Source organism: Streptococcus oralis subsp. dentisani (assembly GCF_002096685.1).
GTDB classification, from domain to species: domain Bacteria; phylum Bacillota; class Bacilli; order Lactobacillales; family Streptococcaceae; genus Streptococcus; species Streptococcus oralis_AD.
The window spans coordinates 52347-77610 of the sequence record NZ_NCVA01000037.1; the positions used below are offsets into that span (position 1 = coordinate 52347).

The 25264-nt window shown below is 42.0% G+C and carries 27 protein-coding genes; 3 read left to right on the forward strand and 24 right to left on the reverse strand.

Annotation, left to right across the window (positions count from 1 at the left end; translation table 11 throughout):
• Positions 1–129: 129 nt before the first annotated feature.
• Complete coding sequence (locus B7705_RS01920; RefSeq protein ID WP_084947280.1) at positions 130–1692, forward strand: ABC transporter substrate-binding protein/permease; 1563 nt, start codon at positions 130–132, stop codon at positions 1690–1692.
• On the forward strand, positions 1692–2432 hold the full coding sequence (locus tag B7705_RS01925; RefSeq protein ID WP_084947282.1) for an amino acid ABC transporter ATP-binding protein: 741 nt from the start codon (positions 1692–1694) through the stop codon (positions 2430–2432). Before B7705_RS01920 ends, B7705_RS01925 begins: the two co-directional genes overlap by 1 nt.
• Before the next feature lie 93 nt (positions 2433–2525).
• On the opposite strand, the gene B7705_RS01930 is transcribed toward B7705_RS01925, so the two are convergent.
• The 24 genes from B7705_RS01930 to B7705_RS02050 all read right to left on the reverse strand — a co-directional run bounded on the left by B7705_RS01930 (position 2526) and on the right by B7705_RS02050 (position 24365).
• On the reverse strand, positions 2526–2741 hold the full coding sequence (locus B7705_RS01930) for a capsule biosynthesis transcriptional regulator (RefSeq protein WP_001130035.1): 216 nt from the start codon (positions 2739–2741) through the stop codon (positions 2526–2528).
• Between the two features lie 100 nt (positions 2742–2841).
• A complete protein-coding gene (locus tag B7705_RS01935) occupies positions 2842–3738 on the reverse strand; it encodes an SPFH domain-containing protein (RefSeq protein WP_000242874.1) in 897 nt (298 codons plus the stop codon).
• A gap of 77 nt (positions 3739–3815) precedes the next feature.
• The gene (gene ilvA, locus B7705_RS01940) at positions 3816–5066 is read right to left on the reverse strand and encodes a threonine ammonia-lyase IlvA (protein ID WP_084947285.1); all 1251 of its coding nucleotides are present in this window, start codon (positions 5064–5066) and stop codon (positions 3816–3818) included.
• A gap of 79 nt (positions 5067–5145) precedes the next feature.
• Positions 5146–6168 carry a ketol-acid reductoisomerase gene (gene ilvC, locus B7705_RS01945; protein WP_084947286.1) on the reverse strand — a complete coding sequence of 341 codons (1023 nt, stop codon included), beginning with the start codon at positions 6166–6168 and terminating at the stop codon, positions 5146–5148.
• Between the two features lie 64 nt (positions 6169–6232).
• Positions 6233–6709: an acetolactate synthase small subunit gene (ilvN, locus tag B7705_RS01950; RefSeq protein ID WP_084947289.1), complete on the reverse strand. Its 477-nt coding sequence runs from the start codon at positions 6707–6709 to the stop codon at positions 6233–6235.
• Positions 6702–8402 carry an acetolactate synthase large subunit gene (locus B7705_RS01955; RefSeq protein ID WP_084947291.1) on the reverse strand — a complete coding sequence of 567 codons (1701 nt, stop codon included), beginning with the start codon at positions 8400–8402 and terminating at the stop codon, positions 6702–6704. The genes ilvN and B7705_RS01955 overlap by 8 nt, the downstream gene beginning before the upstream one ends.
• A 263-nt stretch (positions 8403–8665) precedes the next feature.
• A complete protein-coding gene (fusA, locus tag B7705_RS01960; RefSeq protein WP_084947294.1) occupies positions 8666–10747 on the reverse strand; it encodes an elongation factor G in 2082 nt (693 codons plus the stop codon).
• A 275-nt stretch (positions 10748–11022) separates the two neighbouring features.
• The gene (rpsG, locus tag B7705_RS01965; protein ID WP_000087873.1) at positions 11023–11493 is read right to left on the reverse strand and encodes a 30S ribosomal protein S7; all 471 of its coding nucleotides are present in this window, start codon (positions 11491–11493) and stop codon (positions 11023–11025) included.
• Positions 11494–11512: 19 nt separating this feature from the next.
• Positions 11513–11926 carry a 30S ribosomal protein S12 gene (gene rpsL / locus B7705_RS01970; RefSeq protein ID WP_001142332.1) on the reverse strand — a complete coding sequence of 138 codons (414 nt, stop codon included), beginning with the start codon at positions 11924–11926 and terminating at the stop codon, positions 11513–11515.
• A gap of 318 nt (positions 11927–12244) precedes the next feature.
• Positions 12245–12844, reverse strand: a complete 600-nt coding sequence (locus tag B7705_RS01980) for a response regulator transcription factor (RefSeq protein WP_000772065.1) — start codon at positions 12842–12844, stop codon at positions 12245–12247.
• A 1-nt stretch (position 12845) separates the two neighbouring features.
• A complete protein-coding gene (locus B7705_RS01985) occupies positions 12846–13943 on the reverse strand; it encodes a sensor histidine kinase (RefSeq protein WP_061587141.1) in 1098 nt (365 codons plus the stop codon).
• A 4-nt stretch (positions 13944–13947) separates the two neighbouring features.
• A complete protein-coding gene (locus B7705_RS01990) occupies positions 13948–14682 on the reverse strand; it encodes an ABC transporter permease (protein WP_084947296.1) in 735 nt (244 codons plus the stop codon).
• Positions 14683–14694: 12 nt separating this feature from the next.
• Positions 14695–15570, reverse strand: a complete 876-nt coding sequence (locus B7705_RS01995; protein WP_084947299.1) for an ABC transporter ATP-binding protein — start codon at positions 15568–15570, stop codon at positions 14695–14697.
• Entirely contained in the window at positions 15557–15751 is a 195-nt protein-coding gene (locus B7705_RS02000; RefSeq protein ID WP_000709344.1) for a hypothetical protein, read from the reverse strand. Before B7705_RS02000 ends, B7705_RS01995 begins: the two co-directional genes overlap by 14 nt.
• The gene (locus tag B7705_RS02005; RefSeq protein WP_000390701.1) at positions 15748–15954 is read right to left on the reverse strand and encodes a hypothetical protein; all 207 of its coding nucleotides are present in this window, start codon (positions 15952–15954) and stop codon (positions 15748–15750) included. The genes B7705_RS02000 and B7705_RS02005 overlap by 4 nt, the downstream gene beginning before the upstream one ends.
• Before the next feature lie 124 nt (positions 15955–16078).
• Positions 16079–17746 (reverse strand): DAK2 domain-containing protein, encoded by a 1668-nt coding sequence (locus tag B7705_RS02010; RefSeq protein ID WP_084947300.1) that lies wholly within the window; start codon positions 17744–17746, stop codon positions 16079–16081.
• Positions 17747–17748: 2 nt separating this feature from the next.
• Positions 17749–18114 (reverse strand): Asp23/Gls24 family envelope stress response protein, encoded by a 366-nt coding sequence (locus tag B7705_RS02015; RefSeq protein WP_000216441.1) that lies wholly within the window; start codon positions 18112–18114, stop codon positions 17749–17751.
• A 152-nt stretch (positions 18115–18266) separates the two neighbouring features.
• Positions 18267–18455, reverse strand: coding sequence for a 50S ribosomal protein L28 (gene rpmB / locus B7705_RS02020; RefSeq protein WP_001140948.1), 189 nt, complete (start codon positions 18453–18455; stop codon positions 18267–18269).
• A 105-nt stretch (positions 18456–18560) separates the two neighbouring features.
• Entirely contained in the window at positions 18561–19235 is a 675-nt protein-coding gene (locus tag B7705_RS02025) for a LiaF transmembrane domain-containing protein (protein WP_084947303.1), read from the reverse strand.
• A 5-nt stretch (positions 19236–19240) separates the two neighbouring features.
• Positions 19241–19687 (reverse strand): LytTR family DNA-binding domain-containing protein, encoded by a 447-nt coding sequence (locus B7705_RS02030; protein ID WP_084947304.1) that lies wholly within the window; start codon positions 19685–19687, stop codon positions 19241–19243.
• Between the two features lie 113 nt (positions 19688–19800).
• Positions 19801–20304, reverse strand: coding sequence for a phosphatase PAP2 family protein (locus tag B7705_RS02035; protein WP_084947307.1), 504 nt, complete (start codon positions 20302–20304; stop codon positions 19801–19803).
• 96 nt (positions 20305–20400) lie between these two features.
• Positions 20401–22161 (reverse strand): ABC transporter ATP-binding protein, encoded by a 1761-nt coding sequence (locus B7705_RS02040; RefSeq protein WP_084947308.1) that lies wholly within the window; start codon positions 22159–22161, stop codon positions 20401–20403.
• Positions 22151–23920 carry an ABC transporter ATP-binding protein gene (locus B7705_RS02045; protein ID WP_084947311.1) on the reverse strand — a complete coding sequence of 590 codons (1770 nt, stop codon included), beginning with the start codon at positions 23918–23920 and terminating at the stop codon, positions 22151–22153. The genes B7705_RS02040 and B7705_RS02045 overlap by 11 nt, the downstream gene beginning before the upstream one ends.
• Positions 23904–24365 (reverse strand): MarR family winged helix-turn-helix transcriptional regulator, encoded by a 462-nt coding sequence (locus B7705_RS02050; protein ID WP_084947314.1) that lies wholly within the window; start codon positions 24363–24365, stop codon positions 23904–23906. Before B7705_RS02050 ends, B7705_RS02045 begins: the two co-directional genes overlap by 17 nt.
• Positions 24366–24557: 192 nt before the next feature.
• On the opposite strand from B7705_RS02050, the gene B7705_RS02055 reads away from it, so the two are divergent.
• On the forward strand, positions 24558–25256 hold the full coding sequence (locus B7705_RS02055) for a DUF308 domain-containing protein (protein ID WP_084947316.1): 699 nt from the start codon (positions 24558–24560) through the stop codon (positions 25254–25256).
• Positions 25257–25264: the final 8 nt, after the last annotated feature.

Genomic DNA, 25264 nt, shown 5'->3' on the forward strand with positions numbered 1-25264 from the left:
CAATCCCCCTTTTTATCTTTGCTATCATTATATCATTTTTTATAAGTAAAGGCTTACTTGTATTGAAAATATCACTATTTTTCGATACAATAGAGAGAAGTCATTTTTAGACTAGAAATAGGAGAAAACATGAAAAAATTATGCTTATCTATCCTTGCTAGCCTAGCCCTTACACTGGGACTAGTTATCCAGGTCCAAGCTGACGAATATTTACGCATCGGGATGGAGGCAGCTTACGCTCCCTTCAACTGGACCCAAGACGATGATAGTAACGGCGCTGTCAAAATTGACGGTACCAACCAATACGCCAATGGCTACGATGTCCAAATCGCTAAAAAGATTGCCAAAGACTTAGGTAAGGAACCTTTAGTCGTTAAAACCAAGTGGGAAGGACTTGTTCCTGCTCTTACTTCTGGCAAAATCGATATGATCATTGCAGGTATGAGCCCAACGGCTGAACGTAAACAAGAAATTGCCTTTTCAAGCAGTTACTATACTAGTGAACCTGTTCTATTGGTCAAAAAGGACTCTGTCTATGCCAACGCCAAATCTTTAAACGATTTTAGCGGAGCAAAAATCACGTCTCAACAAGGCGTTTACCTTTATGACTTGATTTCCCAAATCCCTGGTGCCAAGAAGGAAACAGCCATGGGGGATTTTGCTCAGATGCGTCAAGCACTTGAAGCAGGTGTCATCGATGCCTATGTTTCAGAACGCCCTGAAGCCCTGACCGCTGAATCTGCCAACTCCAAATTCAAGATGGTCCAGCTTGACAAAGGTTTTGAAACAGGAGAAGAAGACACAGCTATTGCCATTGGTCTTCGCAAGGACGATAGTCGCATCAGCCAAATCAATGCCAGCATCGAAACCATTTCCAAGGACGAACAAGTAGCTCTCATGGATCGGATGATTAAAGAGCAACCAGTGGAGGCGACAACAACGGAGGAAGAAAGCAGCTTCTTTAGTCAAGTCGCTAAGATCCTTTCTGAAAACTGGCAACAACTCCTGCGTGGTGCTGGCATCACACTCTTGATATCCATTATCGGGACCATCACAGGTCTCCTTATCGGGCTTGCAATCGGAGTCTTCCGTACTGCTCCACTATCTGAAAGCAAGGCCATCTATGGCTTGCAAAAACTACTTGGCTGGATTCTCAATGTCTATATTGAAATTTTCCGTGGTACGCCTATGATCGTTCAATCGATGGTTATCTACTACGGTACAGCACAAGCCTTCGGAATCAATCTCGATCGTACACTGGCTGCTATCTTCATCGTCTCAATCAATACTGGTGCCTACATGACTGAAATCGTTCGTGGTGGTATTCTAGCAGTTGACAAGGGACAGTTTGAAGCCGCAACGGCTCTTGGTATGACCCATAATCAGACCATGCGTAAAATTGTGCTACCTCAGGTCGTTCGCAATATCTTACCTGCTACTGGTAATGAGTTTGTTATCAATATCAAAGATACCTCTGTATTGAACGTTATTTCAGTTGTTGAGCTTTATTTCTCAGGAAATACTGTCGCAACTCAAACCTACCAATACTTCCAGACCTTTACAATCATTGCCGTGATTTACTTTGTCCTCACCTTCACCGTAACGCGTATCCTACGCTTCATCGAACGCCGTATGGACATGGATACCTATACTACAGGTGCTAACCAAATGCAAACGGAGGATTTGAAATAATGACACAACCAATCCTTGAAATCAAACACCTCAAAAAATCCTATGGGCAAAACGAAGTGCTAAAAGACATTTCTCTCACCGTCCATAAAGGAGAGGTTATTTCCATCATCGGAAGCTCAGGAAGTGGAAAATCAACCTTCCTTCGTTCGATCAATTTACTAGAAACGCCTACAGAGGGAGAGATTCTCTATCGAGGAGAAAACGTCTTAGAAAAAGGCTATAACCTCACCCATTATCGTGAAAAACTCGGCATGGTTTTTCAATCCTTCAATCTCTTTGAAAACCTCGATGTTCTCGAAAATACGATCGTCGCCCAAACGACTGTCCTTAAACGAGAACGCTCTGAAGCTGAAAAAATTGCCAAAGAAAATCTTGAAAAAGTTGGCATGGGAGAACGCTATTGGCAAGCCAAACCAAAACAACTCTCTGGTGGCCAGAAGCAACGTGTGGCCATCGCACGCGCCCTCTCCATGAATCCTGACGCCATCCTTTTCGACGAACCAACATCTGCCCTTGACCCAGAAATGGTCGGTGAAGTCCTTAAAATCATGCAAGACCTGGCTCAAGAAGGCCTGACTATGATCGTCGTCACCCACGAAATGGAGTTCGCCCGCGATGTCTCACACCGTGTCATCTTTATGGATAAGGGCCTCATCGCTGAAGAAGGCAAACCAGAAGACCTCTTCACAAACCCTAAAGAAGAGCGGACACGAGAATTTCTTCAGCGCTATCTCAAATAACAAACAAAGACTGCATAAAATATGTAGTCTTTTTACTAACTCTTTTCAAAACAAAAGACAGATCCACTTTAAGAATCTGCCTGTAAGCCTAGTTTAATCTTCAAATTTTTCATGATTCTTGTCATAAAAATCAATCAAACCTAGGGCTGTTTCAAATGAAATATTTTTCACTTTTGCACGACCTTGTGCCAAAGCAATAATTGACATTTCACGTGCATTTGTTTCCTTAGAGATACGGTAACCTGTGATTTTCTTATCACGAACCCAGCCAACAACTGATTCTACTTTTTCAAAGTTTGATTTAGCCATGTTCTTCTCCTATTTTGTTCTTTACGATACTGAAATATATCCATTCTTTTAGGATTATCCAAAAAACATCTACTTATTGAAAACAAATAATGAATTATTATTACTTAGCTTTTAAAGCTGATAATATGCTTGTTCGTATATCTTCAACTCCATCAGGATTTGCTGGTAGGAAGATGGTGTTATTGCCCTTATTGTCTGCGAAATTATTCAAAGTATCCAAATACTGATTTGTTAATAGAATGGACATAATCTGGGCTTCTGTGAGTTCAACATTGGCTCCTTTTAATTCTTGAATAGAATCAGCAAGTCCGTCAACAATAGCCTTACGCTGTTCTGCAATCCCTACCCCGTGTAGGCGATCTTTTTCTGCCTCTGCTTCTGCCGCGGTCACAATCTTAATCTTATCTGCTTCTGCAAGTTCTTGCGCAGCGACTCTCTTACGTTGGGCAGCATTGATTTCATTCATTGATTGTTTAACTTCAGCGTCAGGCTCAACCTTCGTAATCAATGTTTTTACAATGATGTAACCATATGTAGACATTTCTTCTGCTACTTGCTTTTGAACTTCTAATGCAATTTCATCTTTTTTCTCAAATAGTTCATCCAAGGTCAATTTCGGTACAGACGAACGCAAGGCATCCTCAATATAGGATTTGATTTGAGCTTCTGGTCTCATTAGTTTATAGTAAGCATCTGTGACATTGTTCTCATTCACTCGATACTGAGTCGCCACATTCATGGTCACAAATACATTATCTTGTGTTTTTGTTTCCACGACGATCTCACTTTGCAATAGACGCAACTGCACCCTGGCCGCAATTCTATCAATCCCAAAAGGTGCTCGTACATGAATACCACTATTACTCAACTTTTGGTATTTACCAAAACGCTCGATAATAGCGACAGACTGTTGCCTTACAACATATACAGAGCTGATAATAATCGCTGATGCAATCAGCACTAGAATAAAGAGAACAAGTAAAACATGTAAAACCATGGGAATCTCCCCCTTTCGTCACCATCATTATAGCACCATCATATTCATTATGCAAATAATATGATAGCAAATTTATTTTAGACTAGCATATTATACAAGGTCTCATTTCCGTTCAGATTGATATAAGATGGGTCAAACTTTTCCATCCGATGAATCAAGCCAGCATAATCATGCTTATCAGCAAGAGCAATCCCAATCAATACTGGGCCTGTCCCCTTGCTGGCTCGTTTGATATATTCAAAACGAGTGATGTCATCATTTGGTCCCAAGATGTCATTTACAAACTCACGAAGAGCCCCTGGACGTTGTGGGAAATTGACTACAAAGTAATGCTTGATGCCATCGTAAATCAGGGCACGTTCTTCCATCTCTGGCATACGGTTAATATCGTTATTTCCCCCAGAAATGATACAGCAAATCGTCTTGCCTTTGATATAGTCTGATAAAACTTCCAAGGCTGCAACACTAGCAGCTCCGGCTGGTTCTGCTACAATGCCTTGCTTGGAATAAAGATCAATCAAGGTTTCAGAAATCAATCCCTCATCCACTCCGATAAGCGTTTCAACATTCTGACGTGTTGCTTCATAGGTCAACTGTCCAACTTTCTGTACAGCTATCCCATCAGCAAACTTATCAATTTCTTTGAGTTTAACTGGTCCTCCAGCCTCAAAGGCTGCCTTCATCGAACGGGCACCATTGGCTTCTACACCAATCACCTCGATAGCAGGTTTGGTTTCTTTGATGTAGGTCGAAACCCCTGCAATCAGTCCGCCACCACCTACTGGCACCAATACTGTATCGAAATCGATTGACTCTTTACGAGCTTCTTCAAGAATTTCGTAGGCCACAGTTCCTTGACCGGCCTGTACATGCGCATCATCAAAAGGATCAATGAAGGTACTGTTTTCTGACAACGTAAACTCTTGCGCTGCCTTAGCAGAAGCATCAAAGGTATCCCCAACCAACTTGATGGTCACGAAATCTCCACCAAAAAAGCGAACCTGCCCAATCTTTTGTTGCGGTGTTGTAATAGGCATAAAAATTGTTGCAGGAATCTTCATCTCATTACAAGTATAGGCGACACCTTGGGCATGATTTCCCGCAGAGGCACAGACTACACCACGCTCGCGTTCTTCTTTTGACAGTTGAGAAATGGCATAATAGGCTCCACGAATTTTAAAAGAGCGAACTCGTTGCGCATTCTCCTTTTTGAGATAAATCTTTGCTTGGTATTTTTCTGATAAATAATGATCATATTCTAGTGGTGTATCAACTACTACACCACTCAAAACTTTGTGGGCTTTCACCACATCTTTTGCACTTAGCATTGTCTCCTCCTCAAATACTGTTCAAGATAAAAAACGAGTTAGGTACCCCCAACTCGCCTTCTGTCTCTCTTTACAAGAATTAATTGTAGATTTTGAATGCGTCGTCGTCGTTTTTACCAACGAATGGCATTGCTTTACGCAATTCTTCACCAACTTTTTCAATTTCAAGGTTAGCTGCTTGTTCACGGTAAGCAGTGAGTTTTGGACGGCCAGCCTTGTAGTCATTTACAAAGTCATTTGCAAATTTACCATTTTGGATGTCTGCAAGAACTGCTTTCATGTTTTCTTTGACTTGCTCAGTAATCACACGTGGACCTGATACATAGTCACCGTATTCAGCAGTGTTAGAAATTGATTGACGCATTTTCTTGAATCCACCTTCATAGATCAAGTCAACGATGAGTTTCATTTCATGAAGAACTTCAAAGTAAGCCAATTCTGGGGCGTAGCCTGCTTCTGTCAAGACTTCAAAACCTGCTTCGATAAGGGCAGTCAAACCACCACAAAGTACGGCTTGTTCACCAAACAAATCTTCTTCAGTTTCTTCTTTATAAGTTGTTTCAAGCAAACCAACACGAGCTGCCCCAACACCTTTACACCAGTCCATAGCAATATTTTTCGCATTTCCTGTAGCGTCTTGGTAGACTGCATAAAGAGCCGGAACACCAAATCCTTCTTCATAAGTACGGCGTACCAAGTGTCCTGGCCCTTTAGGAGCACACATGAAGACATCGACATCTGCAGGAACTTTGATAAATTCAAAGTGGATATTGAAACCATGAGCAAATCCAACTGCATTTCCAGCTTCCAAGTTTGGAGCGATTTCTGCTTCGTACAATTCTTGTTGAATTTCGTCTGGTGCCAAGATCATGATAACATCAGCCAATTTAGTTGCTTCTGCTACTGTGTAAGTATCAAATCCATCTTCTTTTGCTTTGTCAAAAGATTTACCTGGACGCACACCGATGATGACATCACGACCTGAATCACGCAAGTTTTGCGCATGCGCATGTCCTTGTGAACCATAACCGATTACGGCGATTTTTTTACCGTCAAGCGCTGCTACTTTAACATCTTTTTCATATTCCATTTGAACTGCCATAGTTTTTCTCTCTTTTCTATTTTTTTTGCCTTAGAGGCTGGTTTAACAAATTTAAGTAGGATTTTTAATCACGGGTAAATCCAGTCGCACCCGTACGAGCGATATTTTTGATACCGTATGGTCGAATCACTCGCAATAAAGCTTCACTCTTTTCAGCATTTCCCGTCATCTGGATAGTGATTGAGCTTGGAGCCACATCTACTACTGTTGCACGGAAGGGTTGGATAATAGCTAAGATTTCCGCACGCTTTTCAGCTGGTGCCGCAATCTTCACTAAGATAACTTCGCGCTCCAAGTGCGGTTTGTCTGTGATATCTCGAATGCGAATCACATCAATCTGACGATTGAGTTGTTTAATGATTTGCTCTACTTCATCGTGTGAAGCTACATCGATAATGATGGTAATGCGAGATACATTGGAGTTCTCCGTCGCACCAACTGAGATACTCTCAATATTGACTTGACGACGTGAAAGGACACCTGTAAAACGATTGAGGACTCCTGAACGATTTTGTAGTTTTGCTGTTAACATTCTACGCATGGAACTTCACCCCCAACATCTCATGATTGCTCTTACCGGCTGGTACCATTGGTAAAACTTGTTCCTTACGAGAAATATCCACCTCTATAAACATCGGCACATCCTCCAGAATGGCTTCTAGATCTTTTTCTATAGTTTCTGGATTGTCAAATTTATAATTTTTAATACCGTAAGCCTGTGCCATCAGCTGGAAGTCAGGGAGAGTGTCAAAAACTGACTCTGAAGTTCTACCCTCATAGAAGGATTCTTGCCACTGACGAACCATTCCTAGGGAGTGGTTATTCAACATGACAACCTTAATCGGCACCTTGTAGATGTTTAGGATAGCTAGTTCTTGGTTGGTCATTTGGAAACCACCGTCACCGACAAAAAGGATGACCTCTTTTTCTGGATTGGCAATCTTGGCTCCGATAGCCGCAGGAACTCCGAATCCCATGGTACCCAAACCACCTGAAGTGACTAACTGACGCTCATTTTGGTAAGGATAATACTGAGCTGTCCACATTTGATGTTGCCCTACGTCTGTGACAACAATGGCATCCCCATTCGTCAACTCACCGATGCGTTCAATGACTGCCTGCGGTTGAACCACACGTTCTTTCTTATCATAAGAACGAACACGATTCTTATCCTTGGTAACTTTGTCAATCCACTTTTCAGTATTGTTATGAACAGTTGGTTCTGCCAATAGCATCTGCAAGGCTTTCTTAGCATCGCCCACCACAGGAATATCTGCACTGATAATCTTACCAATCTCAGCTGGGTCAATGTCAATATGCGCAACCTTGGCATTTTTAGCAAAGGTCTTAGGATTTCCTGTCAAACGGTCATCGAAACGGCAACCAATACTAATCATAAAGTCCGCTTCAGTCATTGCAATGTTAGCCGCGAAAGAACCATGCATTCCTCCCATTCCTAGGAAGAGCGGATGGCTTGTCGCAATCGTACCTTGCCCTAAAAGACTGGTCACCACTGGAATTTGGTAACGTTCAGCAAACTCATTGAGCTCGGCAGCCGCTTCTGCATAACTAACCCCGCCACCAGCTAGCAATACAGGTTTCTTAGCCTTAGACAATTGCTTCAAGATTTTCTTGATTTGCATGTCATTCGGATCAAGCGTCGGTTGATAACTTGGTAAATTCACCTCTGGTGAATAGATGAAGTCTGTCTCTAAGGCAGATACATCCTTAGGCAAGTCGATCACAACTGGGCCAGGACGACCTGTGGTCGCGATATGGACAGCCTCCGTAATGATGCGAGGAATGTCAGCTGTCTCACGGACTTGGTAATTGTATTTGGTAATAGGCATGGTAATACCGACAATATCCGCCTCCTGAAAGGCATCCTTCCCAATGCCTGCTCGAGCGACTTGTCCCGTAAAGACCAAGAGGGGAACGCTATCGCTCATGGCATCCGCGATTCCTGTAATGGCATTTGTTGCTCCCGGTCCACTCGTGACGACGGCAACGCCCAACTTTCCAGTTGATTTGGCATAACCTTCAGCTTCATGCAAACAGCCTTGTTCATGGCGACCCAAGATGTGGCGAATGCCTTTGAAATTATAAATCGCATCATATAAAGGCAAGACAGCCCCACCAGGATAACCAAATATGGTATCAATTCCTAAATCACGGAGGGTTTCCAAAACTAGATCCGATCCCGTCTTAGGAGCGTCTAAACTGATTTTTTCCATTGTTCCCCTTTCTCTTCTCTTAAAAATAGCTTGTTACTATCATACCATTTTTTCAAAAATTTTCAAGACAAAAGAAGCAATTTTCTGAATTTTCTATCTAAACGTGTTTTTATGAATGTTTTTCCTATTTTTATAAATATGAATAGGGAATTGAACGATTTTATTACTACCAAATTTAGTTTAGGGTATATTTTTCTAACCTTCCTTGATATAGAACATAAAAAGGAAGCCACTAAGTGACTTCCTTCTAGAGTGAGGACTGATTAGTCTTCACCTTTGTTTTTCTTAATGATTTCTTCTTGTACTGACTTAGGTACATCTTCGTAGTGGTCAAATACCATCATGAAGGTACCACGTCCTTGAGATGCAGAACGAAGAACTGTTGCGTAACCGAACATTTCAGCAAGTGGAACGTAAGCACGAACGATTTGGCTGTTACCGTGTGCTTCCATACCATCAACACGTCCACGACGAGCAGTTACGTGACCCATAACATCACCAAGGTTCTCTTCAGGAACAGTGATGGTTACAAGCATCATTGGCTCAAGGATAGCTGGTTGTGCAGTCTTAGCAGCTTCTTTAAGAGCAAGTGAAGCCGCGATCTTGAAGGCAGTTTCAGATGAGTCGACATCGTGGTATGAACCATCGTAAAGCTTAGCTTTAACGTCAACCATTGGGTAACCTGCAAGAACACCGTTAGCCATAGATTCTACCAAACCTTTTTCAACCGCTGGGATAAATTCACGAGGAACCACACCACCGACGATTGCGTTTTCGAATTCGAATCCTTTACCTTCTTCATTTGGAGTAAATTCAATCCATACATCACCGAATTGACCTTTACCACCAGACTGACGTTTGAAGAATCCACGTGCTTGAGTAGAAGCGCGGAATGTTTCACGGTAAGATACTTGAGGAGCACCTACGTTCGCTTCAACTTTGAACTCACGACGCATACGGTCAACAAGGACGTCAAGGTGAAGTTCACCCATACCTGAGATAACTGTTTCACCAGTTTCAACGTTTGTTTCAACGCGGAATGTTGGGTCTTCTTCAGCCAATTTTTGAAGGGCGATACCCATCTTATCTTGGTCAGCTTTAGATTTTGGCTCAACCATCAATTGGATAACTGGTTCTGGAACGTTGATTGACTCAAGGATGATTTTAGCTTTTTCATCTGTCAATGAGTCGCCAGTTGTAGTATCTTTCAAACCAACGGCAGCAGCGATATCACCTGAGTAAACAGTGTCAATTTCTTGACGGCTGTTAGCGTGCATTTGAAGGATACGTCCGATACGTTCACGTTTACCTTTAGAAGTGTTCAATACGTAAGAACCTGACTGAAGTACACCTGAGTAAACACGGAAGAATGTCAAACGACCTACGAATGGGTCAGTCATAATCTTGAAGGCAAGAGCTGCGAATGGCTCATCGTCAGATGCTGGACGAGTTTCTTCTTCGTCTGTATCTGGGTTAATACCTTTGATCGCTGGGATGTCAAGCGGGCTTGGAAGGTAGTCGATAACCGCATCAAGCATCAATTGAACACCTTTGTTCTTGAAGGCAGAACCACACAATACTGGGAAGAATTCAACGTTGATAGTCGCTTTACGGATACCAGCTTTCAATTCTTCGTTAGTGATTTCTTCACCTTCAAGGTATTTCATCATCAATTCTTCGTCAGTTTCAGCAACTGCTTCAATCAATTTTTCACGGTATTCTTGAGCTTGGTCAAGGTATTCAGCTGGAATATCTTCTTCAAGGATATCTGTACCAAGGTCGTTAGTATAGATTTCAGCTTTCATCTTGATCAAGTCGATGATACCACGGAAGTCATCTTCAGCACCGATTGGCAATTGGATTGGGTGTGCGTTTGCTTGAAGACGGTCGTGAAGTGTGCTTACTGAGTAAAGGAAGTCAGCACCGATTTTGTCCATTTTGTTGGCAAATACGATACGTGGAACTCCGTACTCAGTTGCTTGACGCCAAACTGTTTCAGTTTGAGGCTCAACACCTGATTGTGAGTCAAGAACAGTAACCGCACCATCCAATACACGAAGAGAACGTTGTACTTCGATTGTGAAGTCCACGTGTCCTGGTGTGTCGATGATGTTTACGCGGTGGTTGTTCCATTGAGCTGTTGTCGCAGCAGATGTGATAGTGATACCACGTTCTTGCTCTTGCTCCATCCAGTCCATTTGTGACGCACCTTCGTGAGTTTCACCGATTTTGTGGATTTTACCAGTGTAGTAAAGAATACGCTCAGTAGTTGTTGTTTTACCGGCATCGACGTGAGCCATGATACCGATATTACGAGTTTTTTCAAGTGAAAATTCGCGTGCCATGAGGTTAGTTTCTCCTATTTTTTATTTTACAATCTATTATAACATTATTTAGAAAAAACGGATAGGCAGGACCTACCCGTTCTCAATGTTTTCATGCTATTGTTGGTTTCAACTTACGAGATGGTAAGTTGAATTGAACTCGGGCTAAAGTTATTTAGTCGATTTGAGCTGGAACGGGATGCTGTGTGAAAAAGATAAACTTCCTTGTATTCGTCGAATACTGCGTCAGTTTCCTATTTTCACCTTGCATCCTTACCGTTCCTAGCATCATGATTTTACCAACGGAAGTGTGCGAAGGCACGGTTAGCTTCAGCCATACGGTGAGTGTCTTCACGTTTCTTAACAGCTGCACCAGTGTTGTTAGCAGCGTCCAAGATTTCTTTTGCAAGACGGTCTTGCATTGTGTGTTCACCACGAAGGCGAGCGATTGTTACCAACCAACGAAGTCCAAGTGTTGTACGACGTTCTGGACGAACTTCAACTGGAACTTGGTAGTTAGATCCACCAACACGACGTGCACGTACTTCAAGTACAGGCATGATGTTTTCCATAGCTGTTTCAAATACTTCAAGTGCATCGTTTCCAGTAGCTTCTTTGATTTGCTCAAAAGCACCGTAAACGATTGAAGCAGCTGTACCACGTTTACCATCAAGCATAACGCGGTTGATAAGACGAGTAACTAGTTGTGAATTGTAAAGCGGATCTGGCAATACATCACGTTTTGGAGCTCTATTTTTACGACTCATTTCTCTTTATCCCCTTTCCTTATGCTTTTGGACGTTTAGTACCGTATTTAGAACGGCCTTGTTTACGATCGTTAACACCTGCAGTATCAAGTGCACCACGGACGATATGGTAACGTACCCCTGGAAGGTCTTTTACACGTCCACCACGAAGAAGCACCACGCTGTGCTCTTGCAAGTTGTGTCCGATACCTGGGATGTAGGCAGTAACTTCGATAAGGTTGCTCAAACGTACACGAGCGAATTTACGAAGGGCAGAGTTAGGTTTTTTAGGTGTCATTGTTCCAACACGAGTTGCAACACCACGTTTTTGTGGTGAAGAAACGTTTGTTTGAACTTTTTTATGACTGTTGTAACCAACGTTCAAAGCTGGTGATTTAGATTTTTCTACTTTTGATTTACGCGGTTTGCGAACCAATTGGTTAATTGTAGGCATCTACATTCTCCTGTGTTTTTTTATTTTTGGTGATGATACACTTGGTGACAGCTACCATCTGTGTGTACTTTTGCAACATTTGTCAGCACGTCCCTGTACACTTTTGAGAGACCAAAAGTAAAAAGTACCGTCTATTATTGTAACACAATTTTTCCTTCATTGTCAAGATATTTTTCATTTTTATTCTGATCTTTTAACTCTTTGACACTAGCTTTCACCGCTTTTCTAAACCAGAAAAGGAGGCGATTTACCTCCTCCTTTCTAGTATGGATTTCCTTTGATTCAAGTTATCGTTTCGGAATTTTTTAACCCTTCTTATCAAAGCCAACCAGATTCTTTTGCAATGTTGGCTGCCTCTGTTCGATTACCAGCATCTAGTTTCGAAAGAATATTGGTGACATAGTTTCGGACGGTTCCATTTGATAGATAAAGCTGGTCTGCAATCTCTTGATTGGATAAGCCCTGAGCAATTCCCTTTAAAACAGCGATTTCTTGCTCTGTCAATGGATTGGGGTGGGTCATCACCACTTCCATCAATTCAGGCGAATATTCCTTGCGTCCTTCGAGAACAGTATGCAAGGTTTGCATGAGGTCTGCAATGCTTCTTTCTTTTAAGACATAAGCATCCACTCCAGCCTTGACCGCACGTTCAAAATATCCGGGACGTTTGAAGGTCGTCACCACAACCACCTTTGTTTCTAGCTTTTCTGCTCGTATCCACTCCAAGACTTCGAGGCCTGTCTTAACAGGCATTTCTACGTCAAGAATGGCGATATCTACAGACTCCTTTTCTAAGAGTTGGATTGCTTCTTGGCCATCCTTGGCTTGTAGGACAGACTCTACATCTGGTTGAAAGGTAAGCAACTGGCACATAGCATCTCGCAACATACTTTGATCTTCTGCAACAAGTAATTTCATCTTAATTTCTCTCCTTATAAGGTAGCCGAACCTGCACTTCAGTCGGATGTTTCTGAATGATCACCTTTACTTCTCCTGAAAAAGGAAGGACACGGTCTCGAACGGTATGGAGTTCATCTCCTTTTAGTGAAGCAAAGCCACAGCCATCATCTCTCACTGTTAGGATGAGTTCTTTCTCAGTTCGTTCTAATTTCAAGTAAGCTTTCGATGCTTTAGCATGCTTGATGATGTTGGTCACTAACTCAAGCAAAATCATGGAGGCCGTTGATTCTAATTCCTGAGTTAGGCTAGCTGTATCTAGTTGGTGATTGATTTCCGTTTCAATTCCTGCAATTTCCAGCATTTTTTTAACAGTCGCAAACTCGGAAGCAAGGGTTCTTGTTTTAAGATTTTCGATAATTGTACGGACTTCATTCATGGATTCTTTACTGATTTGATGAATTTCTTTTAATTCTTTTTCCACTTGAGGATAGGCCTGCATTTGAAGAAGCTGGAGGGCAAGGTCCGTCTTCACACTCAACATGGCAAAGGTATGACCTAGGCTGTCATGGAGATCCTGACCGATACGACTGCGTTCGTTTTCAGCCAAGAAAAGATTGAGCTTGGCATTTTGTTTCATCTTTTCTTCTTTTATGTCCTCCGACAATCGAATTCGATAAAGACCAAAGGTCATTGCATCGGAAAAGATAAAGGTCACCAAGAAAAAGAGTAGCTGCCAGGGACTAACATGATTGACCATATAGATTCCGGTCAGAATAAATGGTTGCAGGACAATAAAACTGACAAAACGCCAAGAGTGAAAAGAAATCTCATCCAGCTCATAAATAAGGAGATTGGATAAATAAAAGATAAACCATGTGAAACCTGAACTTAGCCAAACAGATGTATAAAAAATGTAGACAAGCATGGACCACCATGCTAGCCACTGCACGGTGCGATTCTGACTGATTAAAACCGAATAGAAGGCAAGTACAAATAGTAGGGTCCATAGCAAGGTTAAAAGCGGGTAATCTCCAACGATGACACCCGCTATAGGAAAGATGATAAACACAATTGAAATATGAAACATATAATGAATGTTTTTAAATTTTTCCAACATAGATTTATTTTACCTCAATCCGTTTTTTCAGTTGAATGACCAAAACACCAAAGAAAACTGTATAGCCTAGCACAACCAAGGCAGAAAGAATATTAAATTCATGGTGTTCCAAATAAGTAGAGACGATCTGCATCAGTTGATAGGTTGGAGTCAGCTTTCCAATAGATTGGAGCCATTCTGGGAAGGAATCCAAGGGGAACCACAGTCCACCTAGAACAGCCAAAGCAATATAGGCAATATTTCCAACAACCGTCATCAGTTGAGCACTGGGTAGCAAGCTCACCAAGACCCCCATGCTGATAAAGACCACGCTTCCGACCAGCAAAACAACTCCAATCACCAACCAGTCAAGCCAAGGCAGAGTCACTCCACGGACAAAATGACCAACCGAAAAGACAACTATAATTGATAACAAGAAAGTCAGCAGAGTACTGAACAGTTTTGATACATAATATTCTACCATAGATACAGGAGAATGTTGAAGCAATTTTTGCCAGTTATTCGTCTTGTCAGACTCGAGTGTGCTAGGGATACTGAAAAAGGCGCTTGACATGATACTAAAGAGCGTCATGGCAAAAAGATAGGCTTTAAGAACAATTTCTGGAACATCTGATCCTGACATCATACCAGAAAATATAAGGTAAAACACACTTGGAAGTCCGATGGATAGCAAGTAGTAGACTGCTTGCCGTTTCATCTGAATGATTTCCACTTTCATGAGACTTGTCATATTTTTCATCGTCAATCTCCTTTAATCTTGAGTCGTTTCGAAGATACTGTCTAAGAGAGTTCGATTGCGAACTTCAATTTCTTCAATCGTGCAGCCCTGTTCTTGCAAGAGTTTCCATACCTGGCTGGCTTCTTTGGTTGTGAAGGAAAGAGCATTTTGCTTGATTTCAATCTCTTGAACTTGGTCTAAAGTTCTGATAACTTCCTGATAAGTTAGAGGTACCGTAAAATGTTTTTCTTGTTCTTCACCACGCATGGCATAAGGCGTCGTATCGCGAATCAATTCTCCCTTGTGGAGGACCAAAATGCGGTCAGCCGTATGCTCCACCTCTTCAATATAGTGAGAAGAATAGACAATGGTCACACCATTTTTCTTCAACCGATTGACAATTTCCCAAAAATGCTGACGTGTTGAGGTATCCATGGCAGCAGTTGGCTCGTCTAAAAATAGAATTTTCGGACGACCTATTAAAGCCAACACAAAAGAGAACAAACGTTTTTGCCCACCAGACAACTTGCCCGCTAGCTGATTTTTCTGCTTGTCTGAGAATCTCAGCAAGTCATCAATTTCTTTGTCTGAAAGACTGTCGGGATAAAGTGACTTGAAAAATGATAGAAGTTCTTTCACTTTCAAGCTTTGGACAACTGCATTTTCTTGAGGCAAGACAGAAATAAGCTGCTTTAATCGAGGATCTGTTGGCGCAAACCCTTGAATGGCTATCTGACCTGAGCTCATGAACTTGTCGCCTAAGAGGCAATCAATCAAGGTTGTTTTTCCTGCCCCGTTAGGTCCTATCAAGGCGACACACTCACCATCGTTGATTTCAAAGGAGATGTTCCGCAAGATCTCCTTGTCTTTTATTTTCTTACTCAATTTCTCAACTTTAATCACAGTCATGAGATTCTCCTTTCAACCACTTCATTCCTATAGGGAAAACAACGAAAATCATAAACCCAAAACCCCAAGCACCACGAATAAATTGGCGAAGCAAGGTTTGGTCAAACCAACCAGTAAACATTTCCACTAGCCATACCAAGAGTGACAGGCCGATAAAGAGATAGACGATCGCTTTTTTCATTCCTCAAACTCCTTTTTCACATCTCTGACCAATTTCAAACCTTCTCTGACAAGCCAAGACATCATTCCAAAGCCAGCAAAGAGCTCCCAAGGAAAATGGTAGAAACCCTCGTCCAATCCTGAAAACATGAGATAGGTCATAACTCCTGCTGCTACTAAACTCACTGCGACAATCATTTTATTTTTCATTTCTTCTTCCTCCATTTCATACTTCAATTATAGTCTTTTGAAGTTAGCGGAGCTAGATGCTTCTGTCACTAGGAAATATGACAAATGTCATAAAAAAAGAAAGCTGCAAAATCAACTTTCTTTTTAATCGATTAAATTTTTATTCCACACTGAAAAGATATGGATATACAGGTTGTTGTCCTTGGTGGATTTCTACTTCTACATCTTCGAATTCTTCTGTGATTTCTTGGGCGATTTGGTTAGCCAATTCTTCACTTCCATCTTCACCAATATAGAAGGTTACGATTTCACTATCTTCGTCCAACATATGTTTCAATGTTTCTGTCAAGGTTTGGTGCATGTCAGGATTTGACACGAGGATTTTCCCATCTACCATACCAAGATTGTCATTTTCATGAATTGCTAATCCATCGATAGTTGTATCACGAACGGCTGTTGTTACACTACCGCTGATAACATCACTGAGGGCTGCAGTCATGCGTTCTTGGTTTTCTTTGATAGACTTGCTTTGGTCAAAGGCAAGAAGACTGGTCAACCCTTGAGGAAGAGTACGAGCTTCTACCACAACAGCAGGTTGTTCAAGCACTTCAGCCGCAGACTGAGCTGCCATAAAGATATTTTTGTTGTTTGGCAAGAAGATGATGTTGCGAGCATTGACCTGTTCAACAGCCTTGATAAAGTCCTCTGTGGAAGGGTTCATAGTCTGCCCACCTTCGATGACATAATCCACACCTTGGGCACGGAAGATATCTGCTAATCCTTGACCAGCTACTACTGCGATAAGGGCATATTCCTTCTCTTCAGCTGGCTTGCTGACTTGTGCTGCTTCTTTTTCAACTTGTGCTTCGTGTTGGTTACGCATGTTGTCCACTTTAACCTTGACCAAGCTACCATATTTAAGTCCTTCTTGCATAACAAGACCTGGATCTTCAGTATGGACGTGAACTTTGACAATCTCATCATCGTTGACGACAAGAAGAGAATCTCCAAGTTCATTCAAGTAGTTACGAAATTCATCATAGTCAAAGTCCTTAGAATAAGTTGGTCCTTGTTTGAGAGCAACCATGATCTCAGTACAGTAACCGAAGGTAATATCCTCAGTTGCCACATGTCCAGCAACTGACTTGTGGTGTTCAGCATTGATCATTTCACTCATGTTGGCAGGCGTTGCTACAAAGTCCTCAGACGCACTGTATTCACCAGTGAGTGCTGAAAGGAAACCTTCATAGATGAAGACCAAACCTTGACCGCCTGAGTCTACCACACCAACTTCCTTAAGAACTGGAAGCATTTCCGGTGTCTTAGCTAGAGCTCTCTTAGCACCTTCTAAGGCTGCACGCATAACCTCAACAGCATCATCTGTCTCCTCAGCTTTTTTCTTAGCACCGATAGCCGCTCCACGAGAAACTGTCAAAATAGTTCCTTCGACTGGTTTCATAACCGCCTTGTAGGCTACTTCGACACCAGATTGGAAAGCAAGAGCCAAGTCTTGACCTGTTAATTCGTCTTTATCTTTGATAGCTTGGGAGAATCCACGGAAAAGTTGAGACGTGATAACTCCTGAGTTTCCACGCGCACCCATCAAGAGTCCCTTAGCAAGAATGCTCGCCACTTCTCCAACTGTAGAAGCTGGCTTGTCTGCTACTTCTTTGGCACCATTCTCGATGGTCATCCCCATGTTTGTCCCAGTATCTCCATCTGGAACTGGAAAGACGTTTAATGAATTGACATATTCAGCTTGCTTATTCAAACGAGTTGATGCAGCCTGCACCATTTCTTGAAATAAGCTGGTAGTAATTTTTGACACGATTATTCTCCTACAACTTTGATATTTTGAATGTAGACATTCACAGTCTGAGCAGTGATTCCTAGTTGGTTTTCCAAACTAAAACGAACACGCTCTTGGATGTTTTTTGAGACTTCACTAATCTTTGTTCCGTAGCTCAAGACGGTATAAACATCAACTGCAATGCTGCCATCTTCGGCTGCCTTCACGACAACACCTTTTGCATAATTTTCCTTACCAAGAAGGGCTTGGAAATTATCTTTGAGGGTATTTTTGCTAGCCATACCGACCACACCAAAAATCTCAGTTGCTGCACCACCTACAACGGTTGCAATCACTTCATCTGTCAGTTCGATTTGACCATCTTTTGTATTAATTTTTACAGTCATTTTTTTTACCTCAACTAGTTGATACTCTATTTTATCATATTTCATTCCAAGTGTAAAAGCAGAATGCTGTATCGGCGGATATTTACTCTATTTTTCAAATGGTTTTATCTATAGAGCAAAAGAAAAAGACCTGAGCGGCCTTTTCATTTTTATTAAACGCGTTCAACTTTACCTGATTTCAAAGCACGAGCTGAAGCCCAAACTTTTTTAGGTTTACCATCGATAAGAACAGTAACTTTTTGAAGGTTTGGTTTTACGGCACGTTTTGTTTGGTTCATCGCGTGTGAACGGTTGTTTCCTGATACAGTCTTACGACCTGTAAAGTAACATACTTTAGCCATTATGTTTTCCTCCTATTAGATCTAATATAGCGGATGTGCTAGCACCACATACCGTACTATGTTATCACACTTTCTTGAATTTATCAAGAGAATTAAAATATTTTTTTATTTGACGTAGACAACGCCAAGTTTACCAAAAGCGACTTCCCCGCGAATAATCAAGGTTTTGCTTGTTGGCGCTACAGGAGCGTCTGCCTTAGCTGCACCAAAGGATGTTTCTACTTTCAAATCGACACGCCAGTGTTGTGGAACATAGACAGTTGCATTACCAAAAGCAACTTCGATATTTAAAGTCGCAAAATCACCTAGCATCTCTGCGTTATCATAGTAGATTTTAGCATCCCCAAAAGCGACTTCCACTTGGTCGGCTACAAGATCTTGATCCTGCTTATAGAAGGTTCCACTACCAAAAGCGACTTCCTTATCCGTGATGACTGTTCGCTCACCGTTGTACCACCATTTTTTCCCATACCAAAACTTACTTGAGTGAGTGAGATAGCCGACACCCAGCACTGCTAAGATACTAGCCCAAAACAAAGACTGGTTTGGGATAGGCAAAATGTTATAAAAATGATTCGCAATCATTAAGGCTACTAGAGCGGTAAAAACTGCTGATGTCAGGTGACGACGAAGCAAAGCTTCAACTGATTGGTAGGCAAAAAAGACGATACCAATCAAAGGCCATATTTTACCATCTAAAGAAGGAATTCCAAAGTTTCCTTGCAGCAAAATCCAGGCCGCTAAAACCAATAAAACAATACCAAATGCTTTCTTTTTCATGTTTTTCACCTCATGTTTCTTAGATTTTCTTTTAGGAGGGACTGGTAATGTCGTGATACATGAACCTCCTTGTGCGTCTGATAAAAGGAAATGGTGCCCGTTCCTGAAAAGGACTTGTCCACTGAGTAAATCTGACGGATGTTTGCGATCGTTGACTTGGAAACTCGACTAAAATAACGAGGCAAGATGGACTCTAACTCATAAAGTTTGAGACGAACTTCATAGGCTTCCTTCTGGTTATGAGCGTAGATCTTGCTCCCTTCTGTTTCAAAGAAGAGAATTTCTGACAGATCTAGATAATATTCACCCGTCCCCTTGTAAAAAGTCAACCTCGGAGCCTTTGACTCTTGCAAAAGTCGTTGCAAGTCTGCAATTTCATCTGTCAAAGTGGGTGTCTTGATAACAACTTCAGTCTCCTCTAAATTGCCGTCAATCTCAATTCGTAACTTCATCACATCTCCTTTCTGACTCTACTATATCAAAGCTAAGTTAGGAATACAAGGGCAAAAAAGCAAGTGGTCAATTTGAAGCAGTAAGTGGTTGTAGGGTCGGCTTAACTTACATATCAGAATAGGAAGAAAAGGAATCCCCACAACAGACCACAAGCATAGCCAACCAAGACATCCTTGGGATAATGAACACCACCTAGTACTCGGACCAAGGCTAAGAGTCCTGAGCAAATAAGCAAGATCATTCCGATCAAAGTCCAAGCATGGAAACAGGCCATGGAGATGATAGTTGCTGAAAAGACATGGCGACTAGGCATAGACTGTCCCGAACTATCTTTTTCAAGCAGGGGACGGATATCCCAAGTTTCGTAGGGACGCGGATGATTGATTTTCTTACGAAAAAGGGACAAGATCACAAAACCTGTAGCGGGGACAAGCAAATAGATCCCAACTTGCTGACCAAGCCCTAGCTGCAGGTAAGTGGTGACTAGTAAGGTCAGATAGACCATGGGCATTGCTACTGTCATCAAACGATTGAAAGTAAGCAATAGAAATAAAAGGGTGGGATAGCTGGTGAGTCTGGAGCTGATATTTCGATACCATTCTTGATAATTTTTCATTAAATTTCTCATTCATTACCTTGTTTTTGCCTACAGGTGAGACATTTGTCTTCTAGTATAGTGTAGAAAAAGAAGGCCGTCAAGCCTTCTTTAGATTTATTCTTCTGCTTCGTCTTCTGTAAATTGACTATTGTACAAGTCAGCGTAGAAGCCACCTTGCGCCATCAGCTCCTCATGGTTGCCTTGTTCAATGATATTGCCATCTTTCATGACAAGAATCAAATCTGCATTACGAATAGTTGACAAGCGATGGGCGATGACAAAGGAAGTTCGACCCTCCATCAAACGGTCCATAGCTTTTTGGATCAATTCCTCTGTACGTGTGTCGACTGAGGATGTCGCTTCATCCAAAATCAAGAGCGGTGCATCTTTGAGAAGGGCACGAGCAATGGTCAAGAGTTGTTTTTGTCCAACAGACAAGGTCACTGTATCATCCAAAACAGTATCGTAACCGTCTGGCAAGGTCATGATAAAGTGGTGGATTCCCACAGCCTTGCTGGCTTCTATCATTCGTTCATCACTGATGTCTGTCTGATTATAGATCAGGTTCTCTCGAATGGTTCCTTCAAAGAGCCAAGTGTCCTGCAGGACCATTGAAAAGGCATCGTGCACTTCAGAGCGCTTCATGTCCTTGGTATCCACACCATCGATGCGGATACTTCCCTTATCAATCTCATAAAACTTCATCAAAAGATTGACAATGGTTGTCTTACCAGCCCCAGTCGGTCCAACGATTGCGACCTTTTGACCTGCATGAGCTGTCGCAGAAAAGTCATGGATGATGGTGCGCTCTGGTGTATATCCAAACGACACGTGATCAAAAATCACTTCCCCTTTCATGTCACTCAATTGTCTGTCCTTATGGGATTCATCCTGCATCTCAGCTTCACCTAGAAACTCTAATACACGAGTCATGGCTGCACTCGCTTGTTGCAAGCTTGTAATCCCTTGGGCAATCTGTGACAGAGGTTGGGAGAAGGTCCGTACGTAAACCATAAAGGCTACAATAATCCCTATAGTGATGTGTCCTTCCAACGCCAGCGCGGCCCCAACGATGATGACTAAGACATAACTAAAGTTCCCAACAAAGAACATGGCTGGCATCATGATACCAGAGATAAACTGAGATTTCCAGATACTATCATGCAAGTTTTGGTTTAAACCTGCAAATCTCGCTTTGGAGGTGTCCACTGCGTTGTAGCTGGTCACTACATTATGGCCAGAGTACATCTCTTCCACATAACCATTGACGGCCGCTAGATTATTTTGTTGAGCTTTAAAATAACCCTGTGACTTGGCCATGATTACGGAAACCGCCGCAAAACCAACAAGGGTTGATACAACGGTTACCAATGCCAAAATCCAGTTCATCCCAAACATGGTCACCAAGACAGCAATCAACAAGAAACTAGCTGAAAGAACTGTCCCTAGACTTTGGTTGAGAGATTGCGCTGCTGTATCCACATCATTGGTCACGCGCGAAAGGGTGTCTCCTTGTGAATGACGGTCAAAATAGCCAAGTGGCAAACGATTGATTTTTTCAGCGATTGCTGTCCTCAAACGTTTCGAGAAATGTTGGATACTCGTTGAAAAGATATAGGCCTGTGTATAGTTAAGGATAGCTCCAAACACATATAGGACAACCAAAAATCCAGCAATGTTTGACACAGCTACCAAGTCGATTTCTGTAGCCAAACCATCTGAAATCAAGTTTGTAATTTCCTTAATCTTAGTTGGCCCATAAACTGTGATGATACTTGAAATGACTGCAGCCACAACTGCTATTAGGAGAGGGAGTTGGAGGCCTGCCATATAAGGTTTGCACTGTTTCCAGACCGACACTTTTTTATTTTCCATGTTCCAATTCCTCCTTCGATAGTTGTGAGTAGGCAATTTCTTGGTAGACTTCGTTGATAGCTAGAAGTTCCTTGTGGGTGCCTTGTCCCACGACTTTTCCTTGATCCAATACTAAGATCAAGTCTGCATCCATAATGGTAGAAATCCGTTGCGCTACGATGAGCTTGGTCATGGATTTTGTTTTCTCAGCTAGTTCTTGGCGTAGGACACGATCCGTCTTGTAGTCCAAGGCTGAGAAGGAATCATCAAAGATGAGAATCTCTGGTTTACGAGCCAAGGCACGCGCAATGGCCAAACGCTGTCTTTGACCTCCTGAGAAGTTAGTTCCGCCTTGGGCCACTTCTGAGTCAAGACCTGCTTCCTTGTCCTCGATGAAGTTTTTAGACTGGGCCAATTCCAAGGCTTGCCACATAGCAGCTTCGCTTAGAGGAGTTTCTTTGCTCTTACCAAAGTCTAAGTTCTCCTTGACATCTCCAGAAAAGAGTACAGCTTTTTGTGGAATATAGCCGACCTTATTGCGCAAATCTTCCAAATCGTAATCTTGAACATTAACTCCGTCCACTAGGATTTCTCCATCAGAAACGTCGTAAAAACGTGGCAAGAGGTTGACAAGCGTAGACTTCCCTGATCCAGTCGATCCGATGAAGGCTACGGTTTGACCCGCTTCTGCTTTGAAAGTGACATGTTCCACGACTGCTTCAGAGTTTTTAGAGTAGCGGAAAGTTACATCACGGAATTCCACTTGTCCCTGAACTGAATGATCCGCTGTCTGTGCATGACTAGGATTTTCAATAGAAGAATGCAAATCCAATACTTGATTGATACGCCCTGCCGAAACCAAGGTACGAGGAAGAACGATAAAGAGTGCTCCCATGAGAAGGAAGCCCATTACCACCTGCATAGCATAGGACATGAAGACCACCATATCACTAAAGAGTGGCAGACGTTCTGTCAAACTTGCATCGTTGATGATATAGGCACCAATCCAGTAAATGGCTAAACTCAATCCACTCGAAATTGCCATCATGATCGGGTTCATAATCGCCATCAATCGATTGACAAAGAGATTGAGACGTGTTACCTCGTCGTTGGCTGCTTCAAATTTTTCATCTTGGTAATCCTCGGCGTTATAAGCACGAACAACTCGAATCCCAGTCAAACTTTCACGAGTGATGCTATTGAGTTTATCTGTCAATTTTTGAATGACAGATTGTTTTGGAAAGGCCAGAGTCATGAGAACAGTGGTCATCAAGACATTCACAATAACAGCCACAACGACCGCCCAGAGCCAGTATTCCGACTTGCCAAGGATTTTCCCAATAGCCCAGATAGCCATAATTGGCCCACGAGTAACCACTTGCAAGCCCATGGTAAAGAGCATCTGTATTTGGGTAATATCATTGGTCGTCCGAGTCAAGAGACTTGGGATTGAAAAACGTTTGATCTCTGTCTGTGAAAAATCCAAAACCTGATGAAATACATCAGTGCGTAGATGGGTTGTATAGGATGCTGCAACGCGAGCGGCAAAGAAACCAACCATAACAGATGAAAAGAAAGCCAATAAAGACAAACCAATCATCTTCGCAGCTGGTGACCAGAGTTCACCCAACTGCGTTCCAGACGTTCCCAGTAATTCTGTAATTTGCGAAATATAAGTCGGCACCTCTAACTCTAGATAGACCGAGAAACAAGTGAAAAGAATCGTAAGGACGATCATTCCCCACTCTTTTCCTGTAATACGTTTAGCGAGTTTCTTCATTCTCTCCTCCTATCTTCTCAACATTTTCTTGCAACTGACCGAGAACCTTTTCAAATATTGCCAAGTCCGAATCCGAAACACCCTCTAACAAACTCTGATCAATCCGATCAAAAAAGGCCTTAACTTCTTGCATCTGCGAACGCGATTTGTCGGTCAAACGAACAAATTTTGCTCGTTTATCACTTGGACTGGCCTCTAACTCGACCAAACCATTTTGTACCATACGCTTGACCAAGTTACTTGCCACAGACTTAGTAATATTGAGTTCTTGTTCAATATCCTTGATAAGCGTTAATTCTTGATCATGCTCACGACGATCTAAAAATCTCAGGACCTGCCCTTGCGGTCCACCCATAAATTCAATGCCACATCGCTTAGCTTCTTTCTGTACCATCAGATGAACCTGGTGTCCAAAACGTTTAAACATTAACATCGGCTTGTCCATGATTGCTCCTTTCTTATCTTTTAAATAGTTCTCACAGGAACTATTTAAGTTTCCATGAGAACTATTTTATCACTTCCAGAAGAAATGTCAAGAAAAAAGTTTCCAAGAGAACTATTTTGGCACAAATTGACATTATGCAATATTTTTTCTATAATAAGCACTAACTACCATGGATAGAAATCCATTCACTCGATGAAGGGAGAAAACTTTCAAATGAAACCAGAAGAACAAAAAGTTTTAGGGATTTTAGCAACTATTTTTGGAGCCATCGCACTTTTAGGGTCTTGGATTCCGTTTATTAACTATCTGTCTTTTTTCATCGCTATTGTCGCTTTGATCTTGGGCATTATCGGCCTTATCGTCAACCTTAAAAAACGGAAAACCATGGCCATTATCGGAACATCCCTAGCAATTGCTTCTGTTGTACTTTTCTTTACGGCCCAGGTACTGTACGCTAATGTCTACAAAGAGTTTGTCAGAGAGTTTAACCGTTCCTATAGAGAAGCTAGCTCCTCAATGGAACGCGACTTGACAGATGATACCATTGATTCACTCCCCGAAGAAGAGGAGGAAGAAGACGATACCTTCACTTGGACCCAAGAACAGTTTGACGCCTTAATCGAAGGTGACCTTGATAACAAAGGAAAAGGTGGTACCAATTACAAGGATATTATCAAAAAACACGGACTGCCAGACTCCGAGTTTGACTCCACTATCGGAGGGTACGATACGAGAAAAATCACCTATATCTCCATTAGTGACAAGATTAAGACCGTTACCTTAACTTTTGCAAAACAGGACAATGGACAGCTCTTGCTCGTTCATAAAATAGCTGTAGGCCTAGGAGGAAGCCAGCAGCAAAAAGATTCAGATTCTGGGACCAGAGTCTAGGTTCAAAT

What these genes read in the sequence shown, in the direction of transcription:
- B7705_RS01920 (WP_084947280.1), top strand. Translation starts at nt 130, where the DNA reads ATGAAAAAATTATGCTTATCTATCCTTGCTAGCCTAGCCCTTACACTG.
- B7705_RS01925 (WP_084947282.1), top strand. Translation starts at nt 1,692, where the DNA reads ATGACACAACCAATCCTTGAAATCAAACACCTCAAAAAATCCTATGGG.
- B7705_RS01930 (WP_001130035.1), bottom strand. Translation starts at nt 2,741, where the DNA reads ATGGCTAAATCAAACTTTGAAAAAGTAGAATCAGTTGTTGGCTGGGTT.
- B7705_RS01935 (WP_000242874.1), bottom strand. Translation starts at nt 3,738, where the DNA reads ATGGTTTTACATGTTTTACTTGTTCTCTTTATTCTAGTGCTGATTGCA.
- ilvA (WP_084947285.1), bottom strand. Translation starts at nt 5,066, where the DNA reads ATGCTAAGTGCAAAAGATGTGGTGAAAGCCCACAAAGTTTTGAGTGGT.
- ilvC (WP_084947286.1), bottom strand. Translation starts at nt 6,168, where the DNA reads ATGGCAGTTCAAATGGAATATGAAAAAGATGTTAAAGTAGCAGCGCTT.
- ilvN (WP_084947289.1), bottom strand. Translation starts at nt 6,709, where the DNA reads ATGCGTAGAATGTTAACAGCAAAACTACAAAATCGTTCAGGAGTCCTC.
- B7705_RS01955 (WP_084947291.1), bottom strand. Translation starts at nt 8,402, where the DNA reads ATGGAAAAAATCAGTTTAGACGCTCCTAAGACGGGATCGGATCTAGTT.
- fusA (WP_084947294.1), bottom strand. Translation starts at nt 10,747, where the DNA reads ATGGCACGCGAATTTTCACTTGAAAAAACTCGTAATATCGGTATCATG.
- rpsG (WP_000087873.1), bottom strand. Translation starts at nt 11,493, where the DNA reads ATGAGTCGTAAAAATAGAGCTCCAAAACGTGATGTATTGCCAGATCCG.
- rpsL (WP_001142332.1), bottom strand. Translation starts at nt 11,926, where the DNA reads ATGCCTACAATTAACCAATTGGTTCGCAAACCGCGTAAATCAAAAGTA.
- B7705_RS01980 (WP_000772065.1), bottom strand. Translation starts at nt 12,844, where the DNA reads ATGAAATTACTTGTTGCAGAAGATCAAAGTATGTTGCGAGATGCTATG.
- B7705_RS01985 (WP_061587141.1), bottom strand. Translation starts at nt 13,943, where the DNA reads ATGTTGGAAAAATTTAAAAACATTCATTATATGTTTCATATTTCAATT.
- B7705_RS01990 (WP_084947296.1), bottom strand. Translation starts at nt 14,682, where the DNA reads ATGAAAAATATGACAAGTCTCATGAAAGTGGAAATCATTCAGATGAAA.
- B7705_RS01995 (WP_084947299.1), bottom strand. Translation starts at nt 15,570, where the DNA reads ATGACTGTGATTAAAGTTGAGAAATTGAGTAAGAAAATAAAAGACAAG.
- B7705_RS02000 (WP_000709344.1), bottom strand. Translation starts at nt 15,751, where the DNA reads ATGAAAAAAGCGATCGTCTATCTCTTTATCGGCCTGTCACTCTTGGTA.
- B7705_RS02005 (WP_000390701.1), bottom strand. Translation starts at nt 15,954, where the DNA reads ATGGAGGAAGAAGAAATGAAAAATAAAATGATTGTCGCAGTGAGTTTA.
- B7705_RS02015 (WP_000216441.1), bottom strand. Translation starts at nt 18,114, where the DNA reads ATGACTGTAAAAATTAATACAAAAGATGGTCAAATCGAACTGACAGAT.
- rpmB (WP_001140948.1), bottom strand. Translation starts at nt 18,455, where the DNA reads ATGGCTAAAGTATGTTACTTTACAGGTCGTAAGACTGTATCAGGAAAC.
- B7705_RS02025 (WP_084947303.1), bottom strand. Translation starts at nt 19,235, where the DNA reads ATGAAAAAGAAAGCATTTGGTATTGTTTTATTGGTTTTAGCGGCCTGG.
- B7705_RS02030 (WP_084947304.1), bottom strand. Translation starts at nt 19,687, where the DNA reads ATGAAGTTACGAATTGAGATTGACGGCAATTTAGAGGAGACTGAAGTT.
- B7705_RS02035 (WP_084947307.1), bottom strand. Translation starts at nt 20,304, where the DNA reads ATGAAAAATTATCAAGAATGGTATCGAAATATCAGCTCCAGACTCACC.
- B7705_RS02040 (WP_084947308.1), bottom strand. Translation starts at nt 22,161, where the DNA reads ATGGAAAATAAAAAAGTGTCGGTCTGGAAACAGTGCAAACCTTATATG.
- B7705_RS02045 (WP_084947311.1), bottom strand. Translation starts at nt 23,920, where the DNA reads ATGAAGAAACTCGCTAAACGTATTACAGGAAAAGAGTGGGGAATGATC.
- B7705_RS02050 (WP_084947314.1), bottom strand. Translation starts at nt 24,365, where the DNA reads ATGGACAAGCCGATGTTAATGTTTAAACGTTTTGGACACCAGGTTCAT.
- B7705_RS02055 (WP_084947316.1), top strand. Translation starts at nt 24,558, where the DNA reads ATGAAGGGAGAAAACTTTCAAATGAAACCAGAAGAACAAAAAGTTTTA.